Genomic DNA, 22,443 nt, shown 5'->3' on the forward strand with positions numbered 1-22,443 from the left:
AACCCTGATTGCCACGGTTTGCGGCAACCTGTAGGGTCGCGTTTTTTTGCGCCGTTTCGAGAACGATCATGCAGGATGCAACCCTCCCCCGCCCGGCCCTGCTGGGCATTGACCTTGGCACCACCAACAGTCTGATCGCCGTCTGGCAGGACGGTCAGGCCCGGTTGATTCCCAACGCCCTCGGTGACGTGCTGACCCCGTCGGTGGTCAGCCTCGATGAAGATGACACCATTCTGGTCGGCAAAGCCGCCCGCGCCCGCCTGACCACCCACCCTGACCGCACGGCCGCTGCCTTCAAGCGCTTCATGGGCAGCGACAGGCAGATCGAGCTCGGCAGCCGCCATTTCAGTCCGGAAGAGTTGTCGGCGCTGGTGCTCGGCTCACTCAAGCAGGACGCCGAGGCCTTCCTCGGCCACCCGGTCTCTGAAGCGGTGATTTCCGTGCCCGCGTACTTCAGCGACGAGCAACGCAAGCGCACCCTGTTCGCCGCCGAGCTGGCCGGTCTTGCCGTCACGCGCCTGATCAACGAACCGACCGCCGCCGCCATGGCCTACGGGCTGCACGAGCAAAAGTTCGAACGCACACTGATTTTCGATCTGGGTGGCGGTACGTTCGACGTCACAGTGCTGGAATACGCGCTCCCGCTGATTGAAGTGCATGCGTCCACCGGCGACAACTTCCTCGGTGGCGAAGACTTCACCGCCGCGCTGTTGCAGGCGTGCCTGAAAAACTGGCAACTGAACCCGTCAATGGTTGATGCGCAAGGCATGGCCAGCCTTGGCGACGCGCTGGAACAACTCAAGTGCAAACTCGGCGAAGGGACACAGCAGCTGAGCTGGCGTCACGGCGACACGACGTTCGAATGGTCACTGGACGAAGCCGCTGCCGTGAAGATCTGGGAGCCGCTACTCGCCCGACTGCGCGCACCGATCGAACAGGCCCTGCGCGATGCGCGGCTCAAACCCCGCGATCTCGACAGCCTGGTATTGGTCGGTGGCGCCACGCGGATGCCGGCGGTGCAGCAAATGGTCGCCACGCTGTTCGGGCGCCTGCCGTACCGGCATCTCGACCCGGACACCATCGTTGCGCTCGGGGCGGCCACGCAAGCCGCGTGCAAGGCGCGCGATGGCGCGGTGGAAGAGCTGATTCTGACCGACGTCTGCCCTTACACGCTGGGCATCGCGACCATGCGCGGCAACGGCATCGACGGCGCTTTTTCGCCGATTATCGAACGCAACACCATCATCCCGACGTCACGGGTGGAGCGTTATCACACCACCCACCCCCGTCAGGAACAGATCCGTATTGCTGTCTATCAGGGTGAACGACCGTGGGTACGCGACAACATCCTGATTGAGGCTTTCGATGTCGACTTGACGCCCTGCGATCATATTCAGGAACTGGATGTACGCTTCAGTTATGACATCAATGGTTTGCTCGAAGTCGACGTCACGTTGCTCGAGACCGGTGATCGCCACAGCCACAGTATCGACCGCAGTCCTACAGGGCTGGATGAGCAGGCGCGCCGGGACAGCCATAACCGGCTGTCCACATTGAAGGTCCACCCACGCGACGCATTGCCCAACCGCACCTTGCTGGCCCGTCTGGAACGGGCATGGATGCAGAGCCTCGGAACGCAACGCGAACGCATTGCCGAATGGCTGCACAGCTTCACCGCGATCCTCGGTGGCCAGCAATCATCCGAGATCGCGAGCCACCGCTCAGAGCTCAACAAGGCGCTGGACCAACTGCGCCTCTAGCCATTGAGTCGGCGCAATGCGGCCTGCAGGCCGCCGGACAGTGTTTCGCCACCCCCGCTGTCCGGCGGCACGCCATAGCGGTTGGGCAACTTGTCCCCTGGAAAGCCGAACAGCACCAACGGCAAAAATGGCAGCACCGGTGACAGCGCCATGAATATCAGCAACGTGGGAATGCCCCGCCCCATGTCATGCAAGCGGCGCAGAATGGCGCCGAGCAACACCAGAACAGCGAGCAACAGGATAAGAATGCCAGCGGCCGTGGTGCCACTGATCAGACCCGCCACCGGTGCGATCACCAAACACCCCAGGACCTGAGCGATAAAAGCCTTGCGCCCCAGTCGCGATCCGAGGCGCCAGATCGCACCTGCCGGTACCGGTTGAATATCACTGTTGGCCAATAGCAAACGCTCCGACCAGGACAGCAACGCACACAGCGCCAGCCGCAAGCCGACGCTGTTCTGCACGTCATCCTTGCCCTGCTGCAATTGGCGCAGTACTCGCGTTTTCGGCACACCGGCAGCGCCATAACGAATCAGGCCCTTGAGGGCATCGAGCGCCTCATACGCCAGTAGTTTGTCGACGCCAAAATCCGTCAACACCTTGCGCGGTGGCCACACCGGCTCGCCTTTGATCAATCCATCGCGAAAACCTTCGAACCAGTCGTCTTCGCAACTGACCGCCGCGATGGATTGCAACAAGGCCCGGTGCTGCTCGGCGCTCAGGCTCGGGTCGTGATAGAGCACGCCCCAGAACATCAACAACCCCAGCAGATCGTCGCCGCAGGCATCCCGGTCGCTTTCGACACAAGTGTAAAGCAAGGTATTGGCAGGCAACCTGGCGCTGTCGAGGGCCTGTTGTACGCTGAACAATTGTTGCACCAACAAACCGTGAACCGGGTCATCGCCTTGCAGCCATCCCAGCAAGCCGTCGCAGTTGCCTTGCTCACGCTGCAAACGCTGCAACAATGGCTGCAGCCGAGCCAGAGGATGAGCGGGGTTGAACGACAGACGCTCCAGGCACCGCGCATCAATCAATTGCAACCAGCGTTCCGGCTGCTCCAGCAACGCCAGCAAAAACAGGCTCTGGGCATGCCACTCCCATGCAGCTGCGCCCAGGCCGACCGGCGGCAACTCAATTGCGCGACGACTCAACTGCAGAAGCAAATCGAGTTCGGACAAGTCACAGTCATCTTTGACAGCACTCAGTCTGAACGCTTCGGCCATTCGCTCCAGCGCTGCGCTGCTGTAAGGCCGCAAGCGTCGCAGCCACAAACGACAGACCTTGTGCGGCTCGCCTTGTGTCAGCACCTCCGGCAACTGCCGCGAGTTCGAATCCGCCTCGCAGAAAGCGTCCATCGCCTGCGCAATCGGCGCCCTGCTCAACCAGCGCAGATGCTGCCCAGCCTGATATTTGAAGCCGCTCAAGACCAGGCTTTCGAGCGCATCGACCGGCAGCGGTGCATCCAGAATCTGCTGCAGCAACAGCGAATCGCCCCGATGCAACGCCCAGGCGTGTCGGTAAAGCTGCAGCAATCGGCTGTCGGCATTCTCACCCAACAGTTGTGCGAGCAATGGAAGCTCATCACCCGTCATGCGCCAGTCGACAAAACTCTGGGCCAGACTCTCCAGTTGCAGCCGCCCGACACCCAACCAACGATTCAGCGTCTCAGGGCGTTGCGACGGGCTGCCAGACACCTGGCATTCATCCCCGAGATCCTCTGACCAGTCAGCGCAGTCCTGCAGACGATCGAACGCCTGAATCAGCAGCGGCAGAAAGGTCGGCTGGCGCTTGGCACACAATTCCAGCAGACGACTTTCCGCCATCGGATGACGGTGTTCGTTCCAGAGCCGGATCCAGCAAGGCAGTGCCTGATCGTCCCGCCCCAACAAGCTGCTCTGACACGCCAACAGGTACAACCAGTCCACATCATCCGGAGCTGCAAGTTGCTGTTCGACGCAGCACTGCAAAAATGTCGACACTCCGATGCCCGCCTGCGTGAACTGCACCAGCAGACGTTTGATGAACGCAGCATCATCCGGCAACGGCAGGCACGTGTGCTGACTGGCGAAGTCGGCGAACTCATGGAGCGGGCGCTGGGTGAAAATGAAGTCCAGGCTCCGCGCGTACCACAGCGATTCAGTCTGCGCGGCCTCCGACCAGGCGCTCATCAGATCCGTGTCGAACGGGTCGGGGCCCTCGATTCGCCGCAGAAAGGCTTCAACCCGCTGGGCGTCGTTGAACTCCAGATCCAGCAACTGTTGATCCCAGGCCATACGCTTGGCCAACAGGTTTGCGCAACGGTAGGACAACGGACCGGCGTCGGCCAGCCGGTGGTACAGCCCCCAGCCGAGTTCATCCAGTGCATCCAGCGACAGTTCATCCAGTGCCTGGACAAAGGCCTGCCACGCCGCGAAATTGAAGCGTCGCGCAGGATCGTCAAGCAGTTCGCAGAAATCCACGAACGTCTGCGGGACCTCCTTGACCGTCGGCTCTGCTGCTTCGGGCTCTGGCTCGGATTCCTCCTCGTCTGCACGGGCCAGACGCAGGGCGTTTTCGTAGGCCATGCGCAGTGCCTGAAAGCCTTCCGGGTCAGTCTCCGGATGATGCGCCGGCAGGCGTGCACGGTAGGCATTGCGAATCAGGGTTTCGTCAGTCGTAGGCTCGATGCCCAGTCGGATCCAGCAACTCATGACCAGTCGAACTCCTTGAGCGATATCGGACGTGGCGGCGGATCAATGTCCATGTGCCAAGGCAAATCGGCCAGAAAGTGCGGAATGTTCTGCGCAAGACCGCGACTGATCCGCAGGTTATGAGCGCTGTTGCCTTGCCGGTCCAGCGCGCCAGCGAGCTCGTCATCGCTGGCGCTCAAGCAGCACCAAAAAGTCCGCCCCACCACAAAGCCATTGAAATATGCCATCCAGCTGCCGTAGTGAAATTGCGCCCTGATGGCCAGGCGACTGTGCAGCCAGTTGCTCTCGACCAGATCGATCCACTGATTGCGCACCGCGCAACGCAAGAGGAAGCCCATGCGCCCATAATCCCAAGACAAAATCCCCCCGGGACCGCAGCTGCCGAATGTACGGCTGGCGAATTCATGCAGGACACGTTGGCGGGGGCTCAGGTCTGCAAGCAAGGCCTGCCATTCGCTCGGCAGACAACGCTGCCAGGCCATATAGGCCGCGCTGAGATGCCTGGCATGGCCATCATCGGTCATCCCTTCGAGCATCTCGAACAATTGCCGCCGATCATCGATCCCCCAGCTGTCTCGCAGATCAATGTAGCGGTCGTCGCAGAAAGCGGGGTCGGCATACCCGGCGCCGGTATTGAGCGCTGCCATCGGCGCAGAAAGGGCGCACAGCCAACGCTGCTGAATATCGTCCATGAAAAAGGCTCCAGGCCGACCGCCAGGGAGTGGGGTCGGCAAAACTGCGGCGGATTGTAGAGAAACCGTTGTCGGCGGCAAAGTCGCACAACGCTTTTCTTACGCCCACAAAAAAAGGCCCCGACGTATCGGGGCCTTCATTCAGCGGCTCAGCGCCTGCTCAGACATTTTGTGTCTGCAAGTGAATCAATGTTGCAGAGCCGGCTTCTGCGCCCCGTTGATCGGGATGCGCTTGGCCTTCGCTTCTTCCGGGATCACCCGCAACAGGTCGATGCTCAACAGACCGTTGCTCAGATCGGCGGCCTTGATCTCGATGTGATCGGCCAGCCGGAAGGACAGCTTGAAGGCTCGCTGGGCAATGCCCTGATGCAGGAAGGTCACGCCTTCGTTGGCATCACGCTTGCCGCCACTGATGGTCAGCACACCTTTCTCGACTTGCAGCTCCAGGTCTTCTTCCTGGAAACCGGCTGCGGCCACGACGATGCGGTATTGGTCATCACCGTGCTTTTCGACGTTGTAAGGTGGGTAGCTGCTGCCTGGCTCGTTGCGCAGCGCGGTTTCGAACAGGTCGTTGAAGCGGTCGAAACCCACCGAGGAACGGAACAGTGGTGCGAGGGAAAATGCAGTACTCATGGTTCAAATCTCCTGAAAACAATCAGCAAGTTTTTGTGTCTCCGCGACCCGAATTCGGCATCGCGTACCCCTTAGATAGGGACCGCTGAAATGATTTCAAGAGAGTATTTGCAGATTTTTTTCAGGCCGCTTCGGCGACTGGCAGGCCGAGCAAACGCGAGACCTGGTCTGGCTCGGTTTCACGACGGAGCACGGTAAACAGCTCGGTGGCCTCGGGATAATTGCGTGTCAGCATTGCCAGCCATTGCTTCAAACGGCCCGGCGACTGACGCGCGGTCATCTGCGCCTTGGCTTGCAGCCAGAAGTCCTGGATCAGCGGCATCAGCTCGGCCCAGGTCATCTCGATCACGTCCTCTCCAGCACGGGCAGCCGCGATCTGCCTGGCCAGATCCGGCCGCGACACCAGGCCTCGACCGAGCATGATGTCCTCGACACCACTGATCTCGCGGCAACGCCGCCAGTCCTCGACACTCCAGATATCACCGTTGGCAAACACCGGCACCTTGACCACATCCTGCACCCGCGGAATCCACTCCCAGTGTGCCGGCGGCTTGTAGCCATCGACTTTGGTCCGGGCGTGAACCACGATGTGCTCGGCACCGCCTTCGGCCAGCGCAGTGGCACAGACCAGCGAGCCGTCCGGGCTGTCGAAGCCGAGACGCATCTTGGCGGTGACCGGGATGTGCGCCGGCACGGCGCGGCGCACGTGCTCGACAATGGTATTGAGCAGTTCCGGCTCCTTGAGCAGCACCGCCCCGCCCCGGGATTTGTTGACGGTCTTGGCCGGGCAGCCGAAGTTGAGGTCAATCACTTCGGAACCGAGTTCGCAGGCCAGCGCCGCGTTTTCCGCGAGGCATACCGGGTCGGAGCCGAGCAACTGCACGCGCAGCGGGACACCAGATCGGGTACGGGCACCATTGAGCAACTCCGGACCGAACTTGTGGAAATAGGCCGGTGTGAGCAACTGATCGTTGATCCGAATGAATTCGGTGACGCACCAGTCGATGCCGCCAACACGGGTCAGCACGTCGCGCAGGATGTCGTCGACCAACCCCTCCATGGGCGCCAGAGCAATTTGCATGGGGAAAACACTACTTGAAGAAAACGTGCGGCAGTTTACTGGATTACGAGAAAAACCGCAGATCCCCTGCAGACTCACTCCTACAGATTAGATTTGCGCAGATTCTGAGGCCTGAATTGCGGGACCGTAGCCCTCGATAAACTCCGCCGGCATGCGCTTGGGCTTGCCGGTGGACAGCTCGATGCAGACGAACGTGGTTTGCGCGCGCAGCAGAGTGGCGTTATCGCTCGGGCGTTTCAGCTGGAAATGCCGGGTCATTTTCAGCCGTTGATCCCAATCGACGATCCAAGTCGCCAACTGCAGCTCATCGCCTTCGTAAGCGGCGGCCAGATAATCGATCTCGTGACGCACCACGGCCATCGCCCGATCCAGCCGACGGTACTCGACCAGATCCAGCCCCAGACGCTGCGAGTGGCGCCAGGCACAGCGTTCCAGCCAGGTCACGTACACCGCGTTATTCGCGTGGCCCAACCCGTCGATGTCCTCGGCGCCGACTTGCAGATCAATGGTAAACGGCGTTGCCCGATCCCAACCCATGCCCCACTCCCAGTCAATTGATTCAACCGGGGCAGTGTAACGGAGCTCAGGCCGATTGGCGCGCCTGAAGGCTGCGCCCGGCCAACAGTGATAACACGCCATCCACCACCCGAGGGTCAGCCAGCACGCGCTGGTGGCCACCGCTTTCCAGGCGCAGCAGACGGCTGTCGAACCATGATTCGTGAATCAGCTGCGATTCCTTGACCGAAACGAAGGTGTCGTCCTCGGCATGCACGATCAGCCCCGGCATATCCAGTTGATAGTGCGCGACATCCAGAGTGGCGGCGCGCATGCCGACGTCCTGCTCGACCTGCCGGATAAAGGCGGAACGCGCTCTGGGCGGCAAGCCGACATAGCGCGCGAAACCGCGTAACACGCCGAGAATTCGGGCCGGCGCGGCAATGCTGACGAGGGTTTCGGTGCGCAACCCCAATTGCACGGCGAGCATCGCGCTGGCGCCACCCATGGAGTGGCCGATGACCGCTTGCAACGGCGGCAGCTCGGCAGCGGCTTCGAGCATGGCACGAGCGAACAGCACGACATTGGCCTCTCGCCCCGGCGAACGACCGTGGGCCGGACCATCGAGGGCCACAACCGTGTAACCGGCCTCGACCAATGCCGTGATCAGCGCGGCAAACTGGGTTGGCCGCCCTTCCCAGCCATGCATCAGCAGCACGGTCGGGCCTTGGCCCCAGCGCAACGCTGAGAGACCAAAGCGCAAAGTGATTCGTTCGGAATTGGCCAGCAGCGGCAATTCCCAATCACGCAAAGGCAGCGTGCGTGGCGTCATGAACGCCAGGCGCATTTTGCTCGCTACCCGTTTCGGTGCAATCCAGCCCAAGGTGCCATTAACGCCACGAATCCACTTCAACGTGTTCATCGCTCTCTCCTCAGGCGAATTGCCTTCAGGTCAACGCACCGCCGACTTGGCCGCGCGCAGCAATCGATCGGATAAATCTCCCGGCCCCAGGGCCCTTGCGAGCGCCAGCCCGCCCACCATCAAGGCCACGTCGGCCAGGGCTTTGTCGGTGTCCTCGGGGCTGGACGCCAACTGCGCAATCATCAACTCCAAATGCTCGTTCAGTGCCACGCGGAACGACTCCGGCAAACGGCCCAGTTCGCCGATGGAGGCTGGAATCGGGCACGCCGCGTCGCTGGAATCACGATGCTTGCGCGACAGATAGAAGGCCGCGACCAAGGCGCGACGCTCTTCCCCGGTCAGGTCGGCGTCCATGTCGGCAATCAGGTCGCGTCGGCGACCCAGGAGCTGCTTGAACGCTTCGAGCATCATCGCGTCCTTGCTTTCGAAGTGCGCATAGAAGCCGCCGACGGTCAGGCCGGCCGCGCCCATCACTTCGCCCACGCTCGGGTCTGCCGGGCCACGCTGAATCAATGCGGCGCTGGCAGCCTTGAGGATGCGTTCGCGGGTTTGAGCTTTTTTATCGTTCATCGTTGCCTCCGAATATTACGACTAGAATATTATTCGCATAATAATATTCTGCAAGTCAAGGATATGACCGCTGGTCTGAAGCACAGTGTAAGGAAAAAGGAGAATTGGCCAAACGCCAGACAAACAAAAGGGCCATTCAATAATTGAATGACCCTTATAAATCCCGCATAGCGGGTAATCGTGGCGTCCCCTAGGGGACTCGAACCCCTGTTACCGCCGTGAAAGGGCGGTGTCCTAGGCCACTAGACGAAGGGGACACAAACCTTCTATACAACTGATCAGCGCTGAGAACTGATCTATTCAAGGCCGGTGTGGCCAGACCTTGAACTGTAAATTGGTGGAGCTAAGCGGGATCGAACCGCTGACCTCCTGCATGCCATGCAGGCGCTCTCCCAGCTGAGCTATAGCCCCGGATTTTTCGCCTCGCGGCGGAGCAACGTTTTGCAACATCACTTCTGTAAAACTGGCGTCCCCTAGGGGACTCGAACCCCTGTTACCGCCGTGAAAGGGCGGTGTCCTAGGCCACTAGACGAAGGGGACGCAAACCCTTCTATACAACTGATCAACGCTGAGTGTTGATCGCTTCGAAGCCGGTGTGGCCAGGCTTCGAAGTGTAAATTGGTGGAGCTAGACGGGATCGAACCGTCGACCTCTTGCATGCCATGCAAGCGCTCTCCCAGCTGAGCTATAGCCCCTCATCGTTGATGTCATCGCTGAGGACGGGGCGAATCTTAAGGGCGTATCGAAAGCCTGTCAAACTTATTTTTGAAAAATTTCAAAGTTTTTTGTCGGCATAACAATCACTTACCGCCCTCCCCCCGAAAATCCGGGGGAAAAACGCCGAAGGCCGGAATCAAAAGATCCCGGCCTTCGGCGGTTCCTGCAGAGTCAGACGTGCTTAAGCAATCGCGCCCAGCAGCTTTTCCCACTCTTTGTTTTCTTTCTTCGACACACCGCCCAGCAGGTCGATCGCCTGGCGCAGACGGAAACGGGTCAGGTCCGGGCCGAGGATTTCCATCGCATCGAGCACCGACACCGAACTCGCCTGCCCGGTGATCGCGGCAAACATCAGCGGCATCGCGTCACGCAGTTTCAGCTCAAGGGATTCGACCACCGCCTGAATCGTCGCGGTGATGTTGTCCTTCTCCCACTGACGCAGGCTTTCGAGTTTCCACAGGATCAACTGCATCAACTGGCGAACCTGATCACCGGAAAGCTTTTTCGATTCGAACAACTTGGCATCAGGGTTCACGCCACCGGCGAAGAAGAACCCGCCCAGCGGTGCAACCTGACTGAAGGTTTCCACACGCCCCTGAACCAGCGGCGCGATCTTCATCATGTACTCAGAGTTGAACGCCCATTTCTGTACGCGTGCGGCGAACTCTTCCACCGGCAGATCGCGCAGCCACTGGCCGTTGAGCCATGACAGCTTCTCGATGTCGAAGATCGGCCCGCCGAGGGACACACGCTTGAGGTCGAAGTTGTCGACCATTTCCTGCAGCGAGAACTTCTCACGCTCGTCCGGCATCGACCAACCCATGCGGCCCAGATAGTTGAGCATCGCTTCCGGCATGAAGCCCATGCGCTCGTAGAACGTCACCGAGGTCGGGTTCTTGCGCTTGGACAGCTTGCTCTTGTCCGGGTTACGCAGCAGCGGCATGTAGCACAGTTCCGGCTGTTCCCAGCCGAAGTACTCGTACAGCAGAATCAGTTTCGGCGCCGACGGCAGCCACTCTTCGCCACGCAGCACGTGGGTGATGCCCATGAGGTGGTCGTCGACCACGTTGGCGAGGAAGTACGTCGGCAGGCCGTCGGTCTTCATCAGCACTTGCATGTCCATGCGATCCCACGGGATCTCGACATCACCACGGAGCATGTCCGGCACTACGCAAACGCCTTCGCTCGGCACCTTCATGCGGATCACGTGGGGTTCGCCAGCGGCCAGGCGGGCGGCGACTTCTTCCTTGGACAGCAGCAGCGCGCGACCGTCGTAACGCGGGGTTTCGCCGCGCGCCATTTGCTCGGCGCGCATCTGATCCAGTTCTTCAGCGGTGCAGAAGCACGGGAACGCGTGGCCCATGTCGACCAGTTGCTGGCAATACTTCTGATAGATATCGCCGCGCTCGCTCTGCCGGTACGGACCGTGTGGGCCGCCAACGTCCGGGCCTTCGCTCCAGTCGATACCCAGCCAGCGCAGGGCGTCGAAGATCTGCTGTTCGGACTCGCGGGTCGAACGCAACTGGTCGGTGTCTTCGATGCGCAGGATGAACTCACCGCCATGCTGCTTGGCAAAGCAGTAGTTGAACAATGCGATGTAAGCGGTACCTACGTGGGGGTCCCCGGTAGGCGATGGCGCGATGCGAGTGCGGACGGTGGTCATGGCATGTCTCGAAAAGAATGAAAAGCAAAACAATCAAGCGGCGAATGGTAACAGGCGACACCCGCCCCGCTCCAGCGGGCAGGGCATTTAAGCCAAGTTTGCGGCTGGAACGCCCATACAGCGCGGTGAATGGCTGAATATCGGCGGATGGCATTTACCGTTTATCGGCTTCGTGCCAGATTCGCGTACTGATACCTTTCCTTACAATTCCTCGACTACAGTTTGCCCATGCCTGCCCAACTCAAGCGTCGCCTGTTTATTTTCCTGCTGCTGGTTCTGTTGATTGCCGGGGGTTTCTTCGCCCATTGGTTTTTCAAGGGGCGCTTTTATGAAAGCACCGATAACGCCTATGTCCAGGGCGAAATCACTCGCGTCTCCAGCCAATTGAGCGCGCGCATCGACGAAGTAATGGTGCAGGACAATCAACACGTGGAAAAAGGCCAGTTACTGGTGCGCCTTGAGCCCAATGACTTTCGCCTCGCTGTCGATCGCGCCAATGCGGCTCTCGCTACCCGCGAGGCCGAGCGCTTGCAGGCGCAGAGCAAACTGACCCAGCAATCGAGCCTGATCGCCGCCAGCGACGCGCAAGTGGCGACCACCCAAGCCACCCTCGGCCGTTCGCAGATGGATCTGTCGCGTGCGGAAACCTTGCGCAAACCCGGCTACGTTTCCGAAGAACGGGTAACCACCCTTTCCGCCGATGCCCACATCGCCCGCTCGCAGGTGGCCAAAGCCCAGGCCGATGCGCAGAGTCAACGCCAGCAAGTCAACGCACTGACCGCCGAGATCAAGCGCCTAGACGCACAGATCGCCAACGCCCGCGCCGATCTCGCCCAGGCCGAACTTAACCTGACCCGCAGCGAAATCCATGCGCCGATCAGTGGCCTGGTCGGCCAGCGCGCCGCACGCAACGGCCAGGTCGTACAGGCCGGCGCCTATCTGTTGTCGATCGTCCCCGATGAAGACATCTGGGTTCAGGCCAACTTCAAGGAAACCCAGATCGGCCACATGCAGCCCGGACAGAAAGCCGAGCTGACCTTCGACGCCTACAGCGACACCCCCATCGAAGCGCGGGTCGACAGCCTGTTCGCCGCCTCCGGTGCGCAGTTCAGCCTGTTGCCACCGGACAACGCCACCGGCAACTTCACCAAGGTCGTACAGCGGATTCCGGTGAAACTGACCTTCAAGGCCGACAACCCGCTGCACGGCAAGATCCGCCCGGGCATGTCAGTCACCGCCACCGTGAACATCAAAGACGCCCCGGACAATGGCCGGTGATTCGCTGATCCGCCCGGTCGGTGAACCGACCCGGCGCGACTGGATCGCGGTGATGAGCGTGATGCTCGGCGCCTTTATGGCGGTACTCGACATCCAGATAACCAACTCCTCGCTGAAAGATATTCAGGGCGCACTCTCGGCGACGCTGGAAGAAGGCTCGTGGATTTCCACCTCGTACCTGGTCGCGGAAATCATCATGATCCCGCTGACCGCGTGGCTGGTGCAGTTGCTCTCGGCGCGGCGGCTGGCAGTGTGGGTGTCGCTGGGTTTTCTGGTTTCGTCGCTGCTGTGCTCGATGGCCTGGAGCCTGGAAAGCATGATCGTGTTTCGTGCCATGCAGGGTTTCACCGGCGGTGCGCTGATCCCGCTGGCGTTCACCCTGACCCTGATCAAACTCCCCGAGCACCACCGCGCCAAAGGCATGGCGATGTTCGCCATGACCGCGACGTTCGCCCCGTCCATCGGCCCGACACTGGGCGGCTGGCTCACGGAAAACTGGGGCTGGGAGTACATCTTCTACATCAACATTCCGCCGGGGCTGATCATGATCGCCGGGCTGATGTACGGGTTGGAGAAGAAGGAAGCGCACTGGGAACTGCTGAAAAGCACCGACTACACCGGCATCCTCACCCTCGGTGTCGGCCTCGGTTGTCTGCAGGTATTTCTCGAAGAAGGCCACCGCAAGGACTGGCTCGAATCGAACCTGATCGTGACTCTGGGCAGCATCGCCCTCATCAGCCTGATCACCTTTGTGATCGTGCAGATTTCCAGGCCCAACCCGCTGATCAACCTCGGCATCCTGCGCAATCGCAACTTCGGCCTTTCGAGTATTTCCAGCCTCGGCATGGGCGTCGGGCTATACGGTTCGATTTATCTGCTGCCGCTGTATCTGGCGCAGATCCAGAACTACAACGCCCTGCAGATCGGCGAAGTGATCATGTGGATGGGCGTGCCGCAGCTGTTTCTGATTCCACTGGTGCCGAAGCTGATGAAGTTCGTGTCGCCGAAATGGCTGTGCACGCTGGGCTTCGGACTGTTCGGGCTGGCGAGTTTTTCGTCGGGGGTGCTCAACCCGGACTTTGCCGGGCCGCAGTTCAATCAGATCCAGATCATCCGCGCCCTCGGCCAGCCGCTGATCATGGTGACCATTTCCCTGATCGCCACGGCGTACATCCTGCCGCAGGACGCGGGGTCGGCGTCGAGCCTGTTCAATATCCTGCGTAACCTTGGCGGTGCGATTGGCATTGCTCTGCTCGCGACGCTACTGGATGCGCGAACCAAAACCTACTTCGATTATTTGCGCGAGGCGGTGGTGCCGACCAATCCGCAGGTGGCTGAGCGCCTGGCGTCAATGACCGACAGGTTTGGCAGCGACACGGCGGCGTTGGGCAAGTTGAGTGAGATCGTCCATCAGCAGGCGGCGATCATGGCCTACAACGATGCGTTTCACTTTGTCGGGATTGCGCTGGGGATCAGCATGCTGGCCATTCTGTTGACCAAGAAATTGCCGCAAGGGCTGAAGGCTGGGGAAGCCCACTGATTTTTGTGCCGCCTGTAGCGGCCTTATCGCTGGCAAGCCAGCTCCCACAGGGATTGATGGTGTACACGAAATGTGTGAGCACCAAAGCAAACCAAGGAGCTGGCTTGCCAGCTCCTATAGGGATTGATGGTGTACACGAAATGTGTGAGCACCAAAAGAAACCTGTGGGAGCTGGCTTGCCAGCGATGAGACCCTATCAGGCAATATCAATCAAACAGCCAAAAGCCGCTCGCGCAATTTGGCAATCTCATCACGCATCTGCGCCGCTGCTTCAAACTCCAGATCCCGCGCCAGCTGATACATCTTCTCTTCCAGTGCGCGAATACGTTTGGCGATCTCGCTCGGCGAGCGCAATTCGGCCTCGTACTTGGCGCTTTCTTCGGCCGCCTTGGCCATGCCCTTGCGCTTCTTGCTGCGCGAACCCGGCACGGTGGCGCCTTCCATGATGTCGGCAACGTCCTTGAACACGCCTTTGGGCGTGATGCCGTTCGCAAGGTTGAAAGCGATCTGCTTGTCGCGACGACGTTCGGTTTCACCGATCGCCCGCTCCATCGAACCGGTCATGCGATCGGCGTAGAGAATCGCCCTGCCGTTGAGGTTACGTGCCGCACGGCCAATGGTCTGGATCAGCGAGCGTTCGGAACGCAGGAAGCCTTCCTTGTCCGCATCGAGGATCGCCACCAGCGACACTTCCGGCATGTCCAGGCCTTCGCGCAGCAAGTTGATCCCCACCAGCACATCAAACGTGCCCAGGCGCAGATCGCGGATGATCTCGACCCGCTCGACGGTGTCGATGTCCGAGTGCAGATAACGCACGCGCACGCCGTGGTCGGCGAGGTAATCGGTCAAGTCTTCGGCCATGCGTTTGGTCAACGTGGTGACCAGCACCCGCTCCTCGACCGCCACGCGCTTGGTGATTTCCGAGAGCAGGTCATCGACCTGAGTCAGCGCCGGACGCACCTCGACTTGCGGGTCGACCAGACCGGTCGGCCGCACCACTTGCTCAACCACCCGCCCGGCGTGCTCGGCTTCGTAGTTGCCCGGTGTCGCCGAGACGAAAATGGTCTGCGGGCTGACCCCTTCCCACTCATCAAAGCGCATCGGCCGGTTGTCCAGCGCCGACGGCAGGCGGAAGCCGTATTCCACCAGCGTCTCTTTACGTGAGCGGTCGCCCTTATACATTGCGCCGACCTGCGGCACGCTGACGTGGGATTCGTCGATCACCAGCAAGGCGTCGGCCGGCAGGTAATCGTAGAGCGTTGGTGGTGCAGCACCGGCCGGACGGCCGGACAGATAGCGCGAGTAGTTTTCGATGCCGTTGCAGTAGCCCAGCTCGAGGATCATTTCCAGGTCAAAACGGGTGCGTTGCTCCAGACGCTGAGCCTCGACCAGTTTGTTGTTGCTGCGCAGGTATTCAAGGCGTTCCTGCAATTCGACTTTGATATGTTCGATCGCGTCGAGCAGGGTTTCCCGTGGCGTCACGTAGTGACTCTTCGGGTAGAAAGTGAAGCGCGGCATCTTGCGGATGACTTCGCCCGTCAGCGGGTCGAATGCGGAAATGCTTTCGACCTCGTCATCGAACAGCTCGATGCGGATCGCTTCCAGATCGGATTCCGCCGGGTAGATGTCGATCACATCGCCGCGCACCCGGAAGGTTGCCCGGGCAAAATCCATGTCATTGCGGGTGTATTGCAGATCGGCCAGACGCCGCAGCAGTGCGCGCTGGTCGAGTTTGTCGCCGCGATCGACGTGCAGCACCATCTTCAAATAGGTTTCCGGACTGCCCAGACCGTAAATGCACGATACCGTGGTGACGATGATCGCGTCCTTGCGTTCCAGCAATGCTTTGGTCGCAGACAGGCGCATCTGCTCGATGTGGTCGTTGATCGACGCGTCCTTCTCGATAAAGGTGTCGGACGACGGCACATAGGCTTCGGGCTGGTAATAGTCGTAGTACGAAACGAAGTATTCGACGGCGTTGTTCGGAAAGAACGCCTTGAACTCGCCGTACAGTTGCGCAGCGAGGGTCTTGTTCGGCGCCAGCACCAGCGTCGGACGCTGTACCTGAGAGATGACATTGGCGATGCTGAACGTCTTGCCCGAGCCGGTCACACCGAGCAGCGTCTGGTGCGCCAGCCCGGCTTCGATGCCCTCCACCAATTGGCGGATGGCTTGCGGCTGATCGCCGGCGGGCTCGAAGCGGGTGACTAGCTGGAATTCGGACATACACACCTCTGGGATCGCAGCGTTCCGAGCAAAGCGGAACACCACGGGGACGACCGCAAACGACCGATGTCGCGCAAGAAAAAACCTGGATTGTGCTCAATGTGGAGTCGATTGCCTCGGCTTTCAAGGTAAACGTCCTACATCCGGCAAAGTCTCTGACAGGGTCAATCGACTAACGGTCAAGAAATAATCGGAAAAACTTACCCGAAATGCCGATTCCGCTGTCGCCATTGCTCAGTGATGGCCTCTATACTAGCTCCCCGTTTGTGCACCGCTCTAGTGCATTCGGCTGGAGCGCTACACGTCCCTCCACTCTCCATTCAGAGCCGCCGTAATAATGAGCCTGTTCTCCGCTGTCGAAATGGCACCCCGCGATCCAATCCTGGGCCTTAACGAAGCTTTCAACGCCGATACCCGGACCACCAAGGTCAACCTGGGCGTTGGCGTTTACTGCAACGAAGAGGGGCGAATTCCACTTCTGCGCGCCGTGATCGAAGCCGAAACCGTTCGAGCTGCTCAACACGCTTCGCGCGGTTACCTGCCGATCGATGGCATCGCTGCCTACGACCAGGCCGTACAGAAGCTGCTGTTCGGTAACGACTCGCCGCTGATCAGCGCCGGTCGCGTCATCACCACTCAGGCCGTCGGCGGAACCGGCGCACTGAAAATCGGTGCTGACTTCCTCAAGCAACTGCTGCCGAACGCTGTTGTGGCAATCAGTGACCCGAGCTGGGAAAACCACCGCGCGCTGTTCGAAACCGCCGGCTTCCCGGTGCAGAACTATCGTTACTACGACGCCGCCACCCACGACGTGAACCGTGCCGGCATGCTCGACGACCTCAACGCCCTGCCGAACGGCTCGATCATTGTCCTGCACGCCTGCTGCCACAACCCGACCGGCGTCGACCTGACCCCGGCCGACTGGAACAACGTGCTGGACGTGGTCAAGGCCAAAGGTCACGTGCCGTTCCTCGACATGGCCTACCAGGGCTTTGGTGACGGCATCGACGAAGACGCCGCCGCTGTGCGCCTGTTCGCCGAGTCCGGTCTGACCTTCTTCGTCTCGAGCTCGTTCTCCAAGTCGTTCTCGCTGTACGGCGAACGCGTTGGCGCCCTGTCGATCATCAGCGAATCGAAAGAAGAAAGCGCGCGCGTGCTGTCGCAGGTCAAGCGCGTGATCCGCACCAACTACTCCAACCCGCCGACCCACGGTGCAAGCATCGTCGCCGCTGTGCTGAACAGCCCGGAACTGCGCGCACAGTGGGAAGCCGAGCTGGCGGAAATGCGCCTGCGCATTCGCGGCATGCGCGAGCAGATGGTTGCCCTGCTGGCGGAAAAAGCCCCGGGCCGCGACTTCAGCTTTGTCGGTCGTCAGCGCGGCATGTTCTCCTACTCCGGCCTGACCACTGAACAAGTGCATCGCCTGCGTAACGAGTTCGGCATCTACGCCCTGGACACCGGTCGCATCTGCGTGGCGGCGCTGAACCAGAGCAACATCAAGGCCGTGACGGATGCGATCGTTCAGGTCATCTGATTACGCTTTGCGATGAAAAACGGGAAGCCTTGCGGCTTCCCGTTTTTTATTGTCACGAAACAATCCCTATCCCCTCTAAACTGCACACATGTCCAAATGTGGGAGCGAGCTTGCTCGCGAAAGCGATCTGTCATTCAACATCGTTGTCGACTGACATGACGCCTTCGCGAGCAAGCTCGCTCCCACAGGTGATGAGTACATTCCAGAATTTTGTGAGATCAGATATGAAAAACGACAACCTGCGCGCCGACCGTGACGATCTGGATGACTTCATCCCGCGCACCCCGGCCAAGCGCGAAAAAAGCCTGGTGCTGCAAGTGGCCACCGGCGTCTTCCTCGGCGGCCTGGTCCTGTGGCTGGTGCAACTCGCAGCCACTGCGGCTTACGCCAAACTGATGATGGGCACCATCACCTTCGGCAGTTAAGCCAGTTCGGTCGCACGCTGACTCGCGGCGTCGTCATAAACGACGTACAGCGATTCGGCGATCTGGCTTTTGATCGCCTTGGTGCTTTCCAGGCCCAGAACAAAACCTTCGGCCTTGCCACCGGCGCGGTTCAATTCCTCAGCGGTGCTGGCCTGGGTGATTGCATCGAAGAGTTTTTCGGCGTGGGGACCGACGCCCTTGGGCAGGCTGATTTGCGCGATGCTCATGCGAACACCTCGCTGTTGCGGGACAAATGGTTCATGGCGCGGACCTTTTTCGGCGAATGGCCGGCAGCGCGTGTGACCACTTCCGGGCGGCCATGGTAGACCTCTGCTGCAGTTCTGGTAACCGCCAATCGCTGACAAGTCACCGCCCATCCAGAAGATTCAGTGTTTTTTATAACTGATGCTTGACTTCTCTTTTTGAATCAGTAACATACGCACCAATTCCGCAATAGCTCAGTTGGTAGAGCAAATGACTGTTAATCATTGGGTCCCTGGTTCGAGTCCAGGTTGTGGAGCCAAATAGCAAAGCCCCTGAATCGAAAGATTCAGGGGCTTTTTTGTGGGCGCTCGAAAAGATCAAACAAAAAGGGCCGATCTGCGCTTAACAGATCGGCCCTTTTCTATTCACAGGCAGCTGTCAGACATGCTCACCGCTTTTGGCATGCACCTTCGGCGCACCTTGCCCATGATCGTGATCATCAGGCTCGATCACCGGCACTTCCTTGCCATCGCAATCATGCAGCTTGCCGTCGCTGAAGTAATCGCCTTCACGCAGCGCTGCCAGATCGCGATAGCGCAGGGTCCGCTCTTCCGCCGCGGCAAACACCGACTGCTGGTCCGAGTTGCCGGCGGTGAAGTGGTTGAACGCCAGGTTGAGCAGGATCGCCATGATCGCCGACGAGCTGATGCCCGAATGGAAAATGGTCGCGAACCAGCTCGGGAAGTGATCGTAGAAGTTCGGCGCGGCAATCGGGATCATGCCGAAGCCGATCGAGGTGGCAACGATGATCAGGTTGACGTTGTTGCGGTAATCCACCTTCGACAGCGTGCGAATACCGCTTGCCGCCACCGTACCGAACAGCACGATACCGGCGCCACCCAATACTGACGTCGGTACGGCGGCAATCACCCGGCCCATGAACGGCAGCAGACCGAGAATCACCAGGAAGATACCGCCAGTGGCGACCACGTAACGGCTCTTGATCCCGGTCACCGCCACCAGCCCGACGTTCTGGGCGAAAGCACTTTGAGTGAAGGAACCGAAGATCGGCGCGAACATGCTCGACAGCATGTCTGCCCGCAAGCCATTGCCCAAGCGCTTGGAATCGACCTTGGTGCCGATGATTTCACCGACCGCGAGAATGTCCGCCGAAGTCTCTACCAGAGTCACCATCACCACGATGCACATCGACAGGATCGCGGCGAAGTGGAAAGTCGGCATACCGAAGTGGAACGGCGTCGGGAAGCCGAACATCGGCCCCGTGGTGACGCTGGAGAAATCCGCCATGCCAAGGAACACCGCCAGCACCGTGCCGATCACCATGGCCAACAGGATCGACAGACGCGAGATGGTCGAACTGCCGACTTTGCTCAGCAGCAACACCAGCACCAGCGTGACCGCCGCCAAACCGATGTTCTGCATGCTGCCGAAGTCCGGGGCATGGCTGTTACCGCCCATGGCCCAGCGTGCGGCCACCGGCATCAGCGTCAGGCCGATGGTGGTGATTACGATGCCGGTGACCAACGGCGGGAAGAACTTGGTGATGCGCGAGAACACCGGCGTGATCAACAAACCGATCAAGGACGCCGCAATCACCGCGCCGAGCACCGACTGGAAACCGCCCTCGCCGCCACTGCTGACGATCGCGACCATGGTCGCCACGCCGGAGAACGACACGCCCTGCACCAGCGGCAACTGACAACCAAAAAACGGCAGACCCAGGGTTTGCAGCAGTGTCGCCAGCCCCCCCGCAAACAATGAAGCAGCAATCAACAAACCAATGTCCGCCGGCGACAGCCCGGCAGCCTGACCGATGATCAGTGGCACCGCGACGATACCGCCATACATGGTCAGAACATGTTGCAGGCCGTAAGCCATATTCGCGCCGACCCCGAGATTTTCGTCCTCGGGCCGTTGGTGTGAAACATGGGGCGTTTTCATGGTGGGGGGTTCCCTGGTTTTTGTTATGCGCACACTGTATTCAATACTCGTGACAAATGTCCATAGAGTTGTATACAACTTATTGGTCACATAATGGCCAGGTAGCCACCCATCCTGCTAGCCCGCTGCTGCCAGCGCCCACAAATCCGGCAACACATTCCCTCCTGTCAGTGTGGATGTGAGCACTCGTGTGAAGTGTTCACGGCGACCTCAGGCCGGGACGATCATCCGTTCAAGGGCATGCCGCACATGCGGAAGATCAGGCAGGCGCAGATCAAATTCGCCAGCCAGCAACGCGATCAACTCATCGACATCCGCCACTTCCCGACGCTCACTCTCGGCGCCCACGCGATGAAGCGCGAAGCTGCCGTTGTTCAACGTCTTGCGCCAGCCGTCACCGGTTCGCGCAACCATCAGGCGCTGGGTGAACGGTGATTGCGGATGGGTCGAGACGTACCAGTTGCCGATGGTGTAGTCGATGTCTTCCTGGCGTTGCAGATCGAACAGGTACATCGACCGCCACTCACCCGCCACCCTGGCGCGCAGCATGTAGCCATCGGTCTGTTTTTCGATGCGGTAGGGTTCGTGCGGCGTGGACTGCTCGTGTTCGCTGTCGAGGACCAGCGGTGCGGTTGGCACCATGCCGCCGAAGCCGACGTCGGTGATGTAACGCACGCCGTCGAGGGTCACCAGGCTCAAGCGGTGAGTACGGGCGGTCCAGCTGCCTTCGGGTTGATTCATCACCACCCGGCCGCTGATGGCGCGAGCATCGAAGCCCAGTTCAAGCAACAGGGCGAAAAACAGGTGATTGAGTTCGTAACAGTACCCGCCACGGCCATGGTCGAATACCTTTTGTTCAATAGAGGCGAGATCAATCAGCACCGGCGCCCCAGTGATCGTGGCCAGGTTCTCGAAGGGAAAGGCGCCGGTGTGACGTAATTGCAGCTGACGCAGGGTGTCCAGGGTCGGTGCAGGCGGCGTATCGAAACCCAGGCGTTGCAGGTACAGCTTCAGATTCGTCAGGCGTGGTTCGCTCATTGCTCAGTCCTTTTGCATGGGCCGCAGATCACTGCGTTAATGGTCGCCATGTATACGGGATCAGGCACTGTTTTCGACAATTGATTTCGCCAATCACCTGCTAGCGCTTCTTGCGCGAACCGATGCGAATCCACGTCGGCGCATGGTCACTGGCGTGCGGTTCGTTGCGCACCCAGGCGTCTACTCCGGCCTCGTGCAGATACGGACTCAGCGCCGGGTTGAGCAAGAGATGATCAATGCGCAGCCCGGAGTTGGTTTGCCAGTGTTGGCGGAAGTAATCCCAGAACGTGTACAGCCGATCTTCGGGGTACAGATGCCGCAGTGAATCGGTCCAGCCCTGATCGAGCAAGCGCTGATAGCACTCACGGCTTTGCGGTTGCAGCAACGCGTCCTTGAGCCATGAACGGGTGTTGTAGATGTCCATGTCGGTGGGCACCACGTTGTAGTCGCCGGCCAGCACCACCGGGTGGTCGCTGCTTTGCAGGTCCTTGGCGTAACGGATCAGGCGCTCGAACCAGGCCAGTTTGTAGTCGAACTTCGGCCCCGGCTGCGGGTTGCCGTTTGGCAAGTACAGGCACCCGACCAGCACTCCATGCACTGCGGCTTCCAGATAGCGGCTGTGCTTGTCATCGGGGTCGCCGGGCAACCCACGGCGGCTCTCCAGCGGCTGCGCATCGCGGGCAAGAATCGCCACGCCGTTCCACGACGCCTGACCCTGCCAGATTGCGCCATACCCGGCGGCTTCCAGCTCGGCGACAGGAAACGCGCTGTCGACGGATTTGAGTTCCTGCAGGCACGCGATGTCCGGCTGTTCGCGCTTGAGCCAGTCCAGCAGGTTCGGCAGCCGTGCGCGCAGGCCGTTGACGTTGTAGGTGGCGATCCGCAGGTTTTTCATCGGCTGAGGCTCCTGCCCAAGGCATGTAAAAATTGTGACCGTGTGCCCCTCGCGCAGGTTGCATCGGATCACTGCGCTGCGGCGTAATAGGCGCTCGCCCTTCGCCCGCACTGCCGAG

The 22,443-nt window shown here is 60.1% G+C and carries 18 protein-coding genes and 5 tRNA genes; 6 read left to right on the plus strand and 17 right to left on the minus strand.

What is annotated here, in order from left to right:
* Positions 1-68: 68 nt before the first annotated feature.
* Complete coding sequence (locus tag K5Y35_RS25580) at positions 69-1,760, plus strand: molecular chaperone HscC (RefSeq protein ID WP_186744691.1); 1,692 nt, start codon at positions 69-71, stop codon at positions 1,758-1,760.
* Here K5Y35_RS25580 and K5Y35_RS25585 read toward each other — a convergent pair.
* The 12 genes from K5Y35_RS25585 to gltX form a co-directional block, all read right to left on the minus strand.
* Positions 1,757-4,450 (minus strand): DUF805 domain-containing protein, encoded by a 2,694-nt coding sequence (locus K5Y35_RS25585; RefSeq protein WP_222833286.1) that lies wholly within the window; start codon positions 4,448-4,450, stop codon positions 1,757-1,759. The two genes, K5Y35_RS25580 and K5Y35_RS25585, sit on opposite strands and share 4 nt — an antisense overlap.
* A complete protein-coding gene (locus tag K5Y35_RS25590; protein ID WP_123463431.1) occupies positions 4,447-5,142 on the minus strand; it encodes a DUF1266 domain-containing protein in 696 nt (231 codons plus the stop codon). Before K5Y35_RS25590 ends, K5Y35_RS25585 begins: the two co-directional genes overlap by 4 nt.
* Positions 5,143-5,328: 186 nt before the next feature.
* Complete coding sequence (locus tag K5Y35_RS25595) at positions 5,329-5,775, minus strand: Hsp20 family protein (protein ID WP_123463433.1); 447 nt, start codon at positions 5,773-5,775, stop codon at positions 5,329-5,331.
* Between the two features lie 121 nt (positions 5,776-5,896).
* Positions 5,897-6,856 carry a tRNA dihydrouridine synthase gene (locus K5Y35_RS25600; protein WP_222833287.1) on the minus strand — a complete coding sequence of 320 codons (960 nt, stop codon included), beginning with the start codon at positions 6,854-6,856 and terminating at the stop codon, positions 5,897-5,899.
* A gap of 87 nt (positions 6,857-6,943) precedes the next feature.
* Positions 6,944-7,393, minus strand: coding sequence for an acyl-CoA thioesterase (locus K5Y35_RS25605; protein WP_222833288.1), 450 nt, complete (start codon positions 7,391-7,393; stop codon positions 6,944-6,946).
* 46 nt (positions 7,394-7,439) lie between these two features.
* Positions 7,440-8,273: an alpha/beta fold hydrolase gene (locus K5Y35_RS25610; RefSeq protein WP_123463437.1), complete on the minus strand. Its 834-nt coding sequence runs from the start codon at positions 8,271-8,273 to the stop codon at positions 7,440-7,442.
* A 30-nt stretch (positions 8,274-8,303) separates the two neighbouring features.
* Positions 8,304-8,843: a TetR/AcrR family transcriptional regulator gene (locus K5Y35_RS25615; RefSeq protein WP_123463439.1), complete on the minus strand. Its 540-nt coding sequence runs from the start codon at positions 8,841-8,843 to the stop codon at positions 8,304-8,306.
* Between the two features lie 181 nt (positions 8,844-9,024).
* Positions 9,025-9,100 (minus strand) — tRNA-Glu (locus tag K5Y35_RS25620).
* 78 nt (positions 9,101-9,178) lie between these two features.
* A tRNA-Ala gene (locus tag K5Y35_RS25625) sits at positions 9,179-9,254 on the minus strand.
* A gap of 53 nt (positions 9,255-9,307) precedes the next feature.
* A tRNA-Glu gene (locus K5Y35_RS25630) sits at positions 9,308-9,383 on the minus strand.
* A gap of 79 nt (positions 9,384-9,462) precedes the next feature.
* Positions 9,463-9,538 (minus strand) — tRNA-Ala (locus tag K5Y35_RS25635).
* 203 nt (positions 9,539-9,741) lie between these two features.
* Positions 9,742-11,223 (minus strand): glutamate--tRNA ligase, encoded by a 1,482-nt coding sequence (gltX, locus tag K5Y35_RS25640; protein ID WP_123463440.1) that lies wholly within the window; start codon positions 11,221-11,223, stop codon positions 9,742-9,744.
* Positions 11,224-11,451: 228 nt separating this feature from the next.
* On the opposite strand from gltX, the gene K5Y35_RS25645 reads away from it, so the two are divergent.
* Positions 11,452-12,501, plus strand: a complete 1,050-nt coding sequence (locus K5Y35_RS25645; RefSeq protein ID WP_222833289.1) for an HlyD family secretion protein — start codon at positions 11,452-11,454, stop codon at positions 12,499-12,501.
* Positions 12,502-12,550: 49 nt separating this feature from the next.
* Positions 12,551-14,041, plus strand: coding sequence for an MDR family MFS transporter (locus K5Y35_RS25650; protein ID WP_177490498.1), 1,491 nt, complete (start codon positions 12,551-12,553; stop codon positions 14,039-14,041).
* Between the two features lie 210 nt (positions 14,042-14,251).
* Here K5Y35_RS25650 and uvrB read toward each other — a convergent pair whose 3' ends face one another.
* Positions 14,252-16,267: an excinuclease ABC subunit UvrB gene (uvrB, locus tag K5Y35_RS25655; protein ID WP_123463446.1), complete on the minus strand. Its 2,016-nt coding sequence runs from the start codon at positions 16,265-16,267 to the stop codon at positions 14,252-14,254.
* A gap of 337 nt (positions 16,268-16,604) precedes the next feature.
* Here uvrB and K5Y35_RS25660 point away from each other — a divergent pair, with 337 nt between their 5' ends.
* A complete protein-coding gene (locus K5Y35_RS25660; RefSeq protein ID WP_123463448.1) occupies positions 16,605-17,801 on the plus strand; it encodes an amino acid aminotransferase in 1,197 nt (398 codons plus the stop codon).
* Positions 17,802-18,025: 224 nt separating this feature from the next.
* A complete protein-coding gene (locus tag K5Y35_RS25665) occupies positions 18,026-18,226 on the plus strand; it encodes a hypothetical protein (RefSeq protein ID WP_123448639.1) in 201 nt (66 codons plus the stop codon).
* Here the strand turns inward: K5Y35_RS25665 and K5Y35_RS25670 are convergent.
* The gene (locus K5Y35_RS25670; RefSeq protein WP_123463450.1) at positions 18,223-18,453 is read right to left on the minus strand and encodes a hypothetical protein; all 231 of its coding nucleotides are present in this window, start codon (positions 18,451-18,453) and stop codon (positions 18,223-18,225) included. The genes K5Y35_RS25665 and K5Y35_RS25670 overlap by 4 nt on opposite strands.
* A 220-nt stretch (positions 18,454-18,673) precedes the next feature.
* Here K5Y35_RS25670 and K5Y35_RS25675 point away from each other — a divergent pair.
* Positions 18,674-18,749: transfer RNA gene (locus K5Y35_RS25675), tRNA-Asn, on the plus strand.
* Between the two features lie 119 nt (positions 18,750-18,868).
* Here the strand turns inward: K5Y35_RS25675 and K5Y35_RS25680 are convergent.
* From K5Y35_RS25680 to xth, 3 genes are all read right to left on the minus strand, one after another.
* Positions 18,869-20,392, minus strand: a complete 1,524-nt coding sequence (locus K5Y35_RS25680) for a nucleobase:cation symporter-2 family protein (protein WP_123463452.1) — start codon at positions 20,390-20,392, stop codon at positions 18,869-18,871.
* Between the two features lie 210 nt (positions 20,393-20,602).
* Complete coding sequence (locus tag K5Y35_RS25685) at positions 20,603-21,430, minus strand: arylamine N-acetyltransferase family protein (protein WP_222833290.1); 828 nt, start codon at positions 21,428-21,430, stop codon at positions 20,603-20,605.
* A gap of 100 nt (positions 21,431-21,530) precedes the next feature.
* Entirely contained in the window at positions 21,531-22,325 is a 795-nt protein-coding gene (gene xth, locus K5Y35_RS25690) for an exodeoxyribonuclease III (protein WP_123463455.1), read from the minus strand.
* Positions 22,326-22,443 lie beyond the last annotated feature (118 nt).

This window comes from Pseudomonas sp. SC3(2021), assembly GCF_019856535.1.
GTDB classification, from domain to species: Bacteria; Pseudomonadota; Gammaproteobacteria; order Pseudomonadales; family Pseudomonadaceae; genus Aquipseudomonas; species Aquipseudomonas monsensis.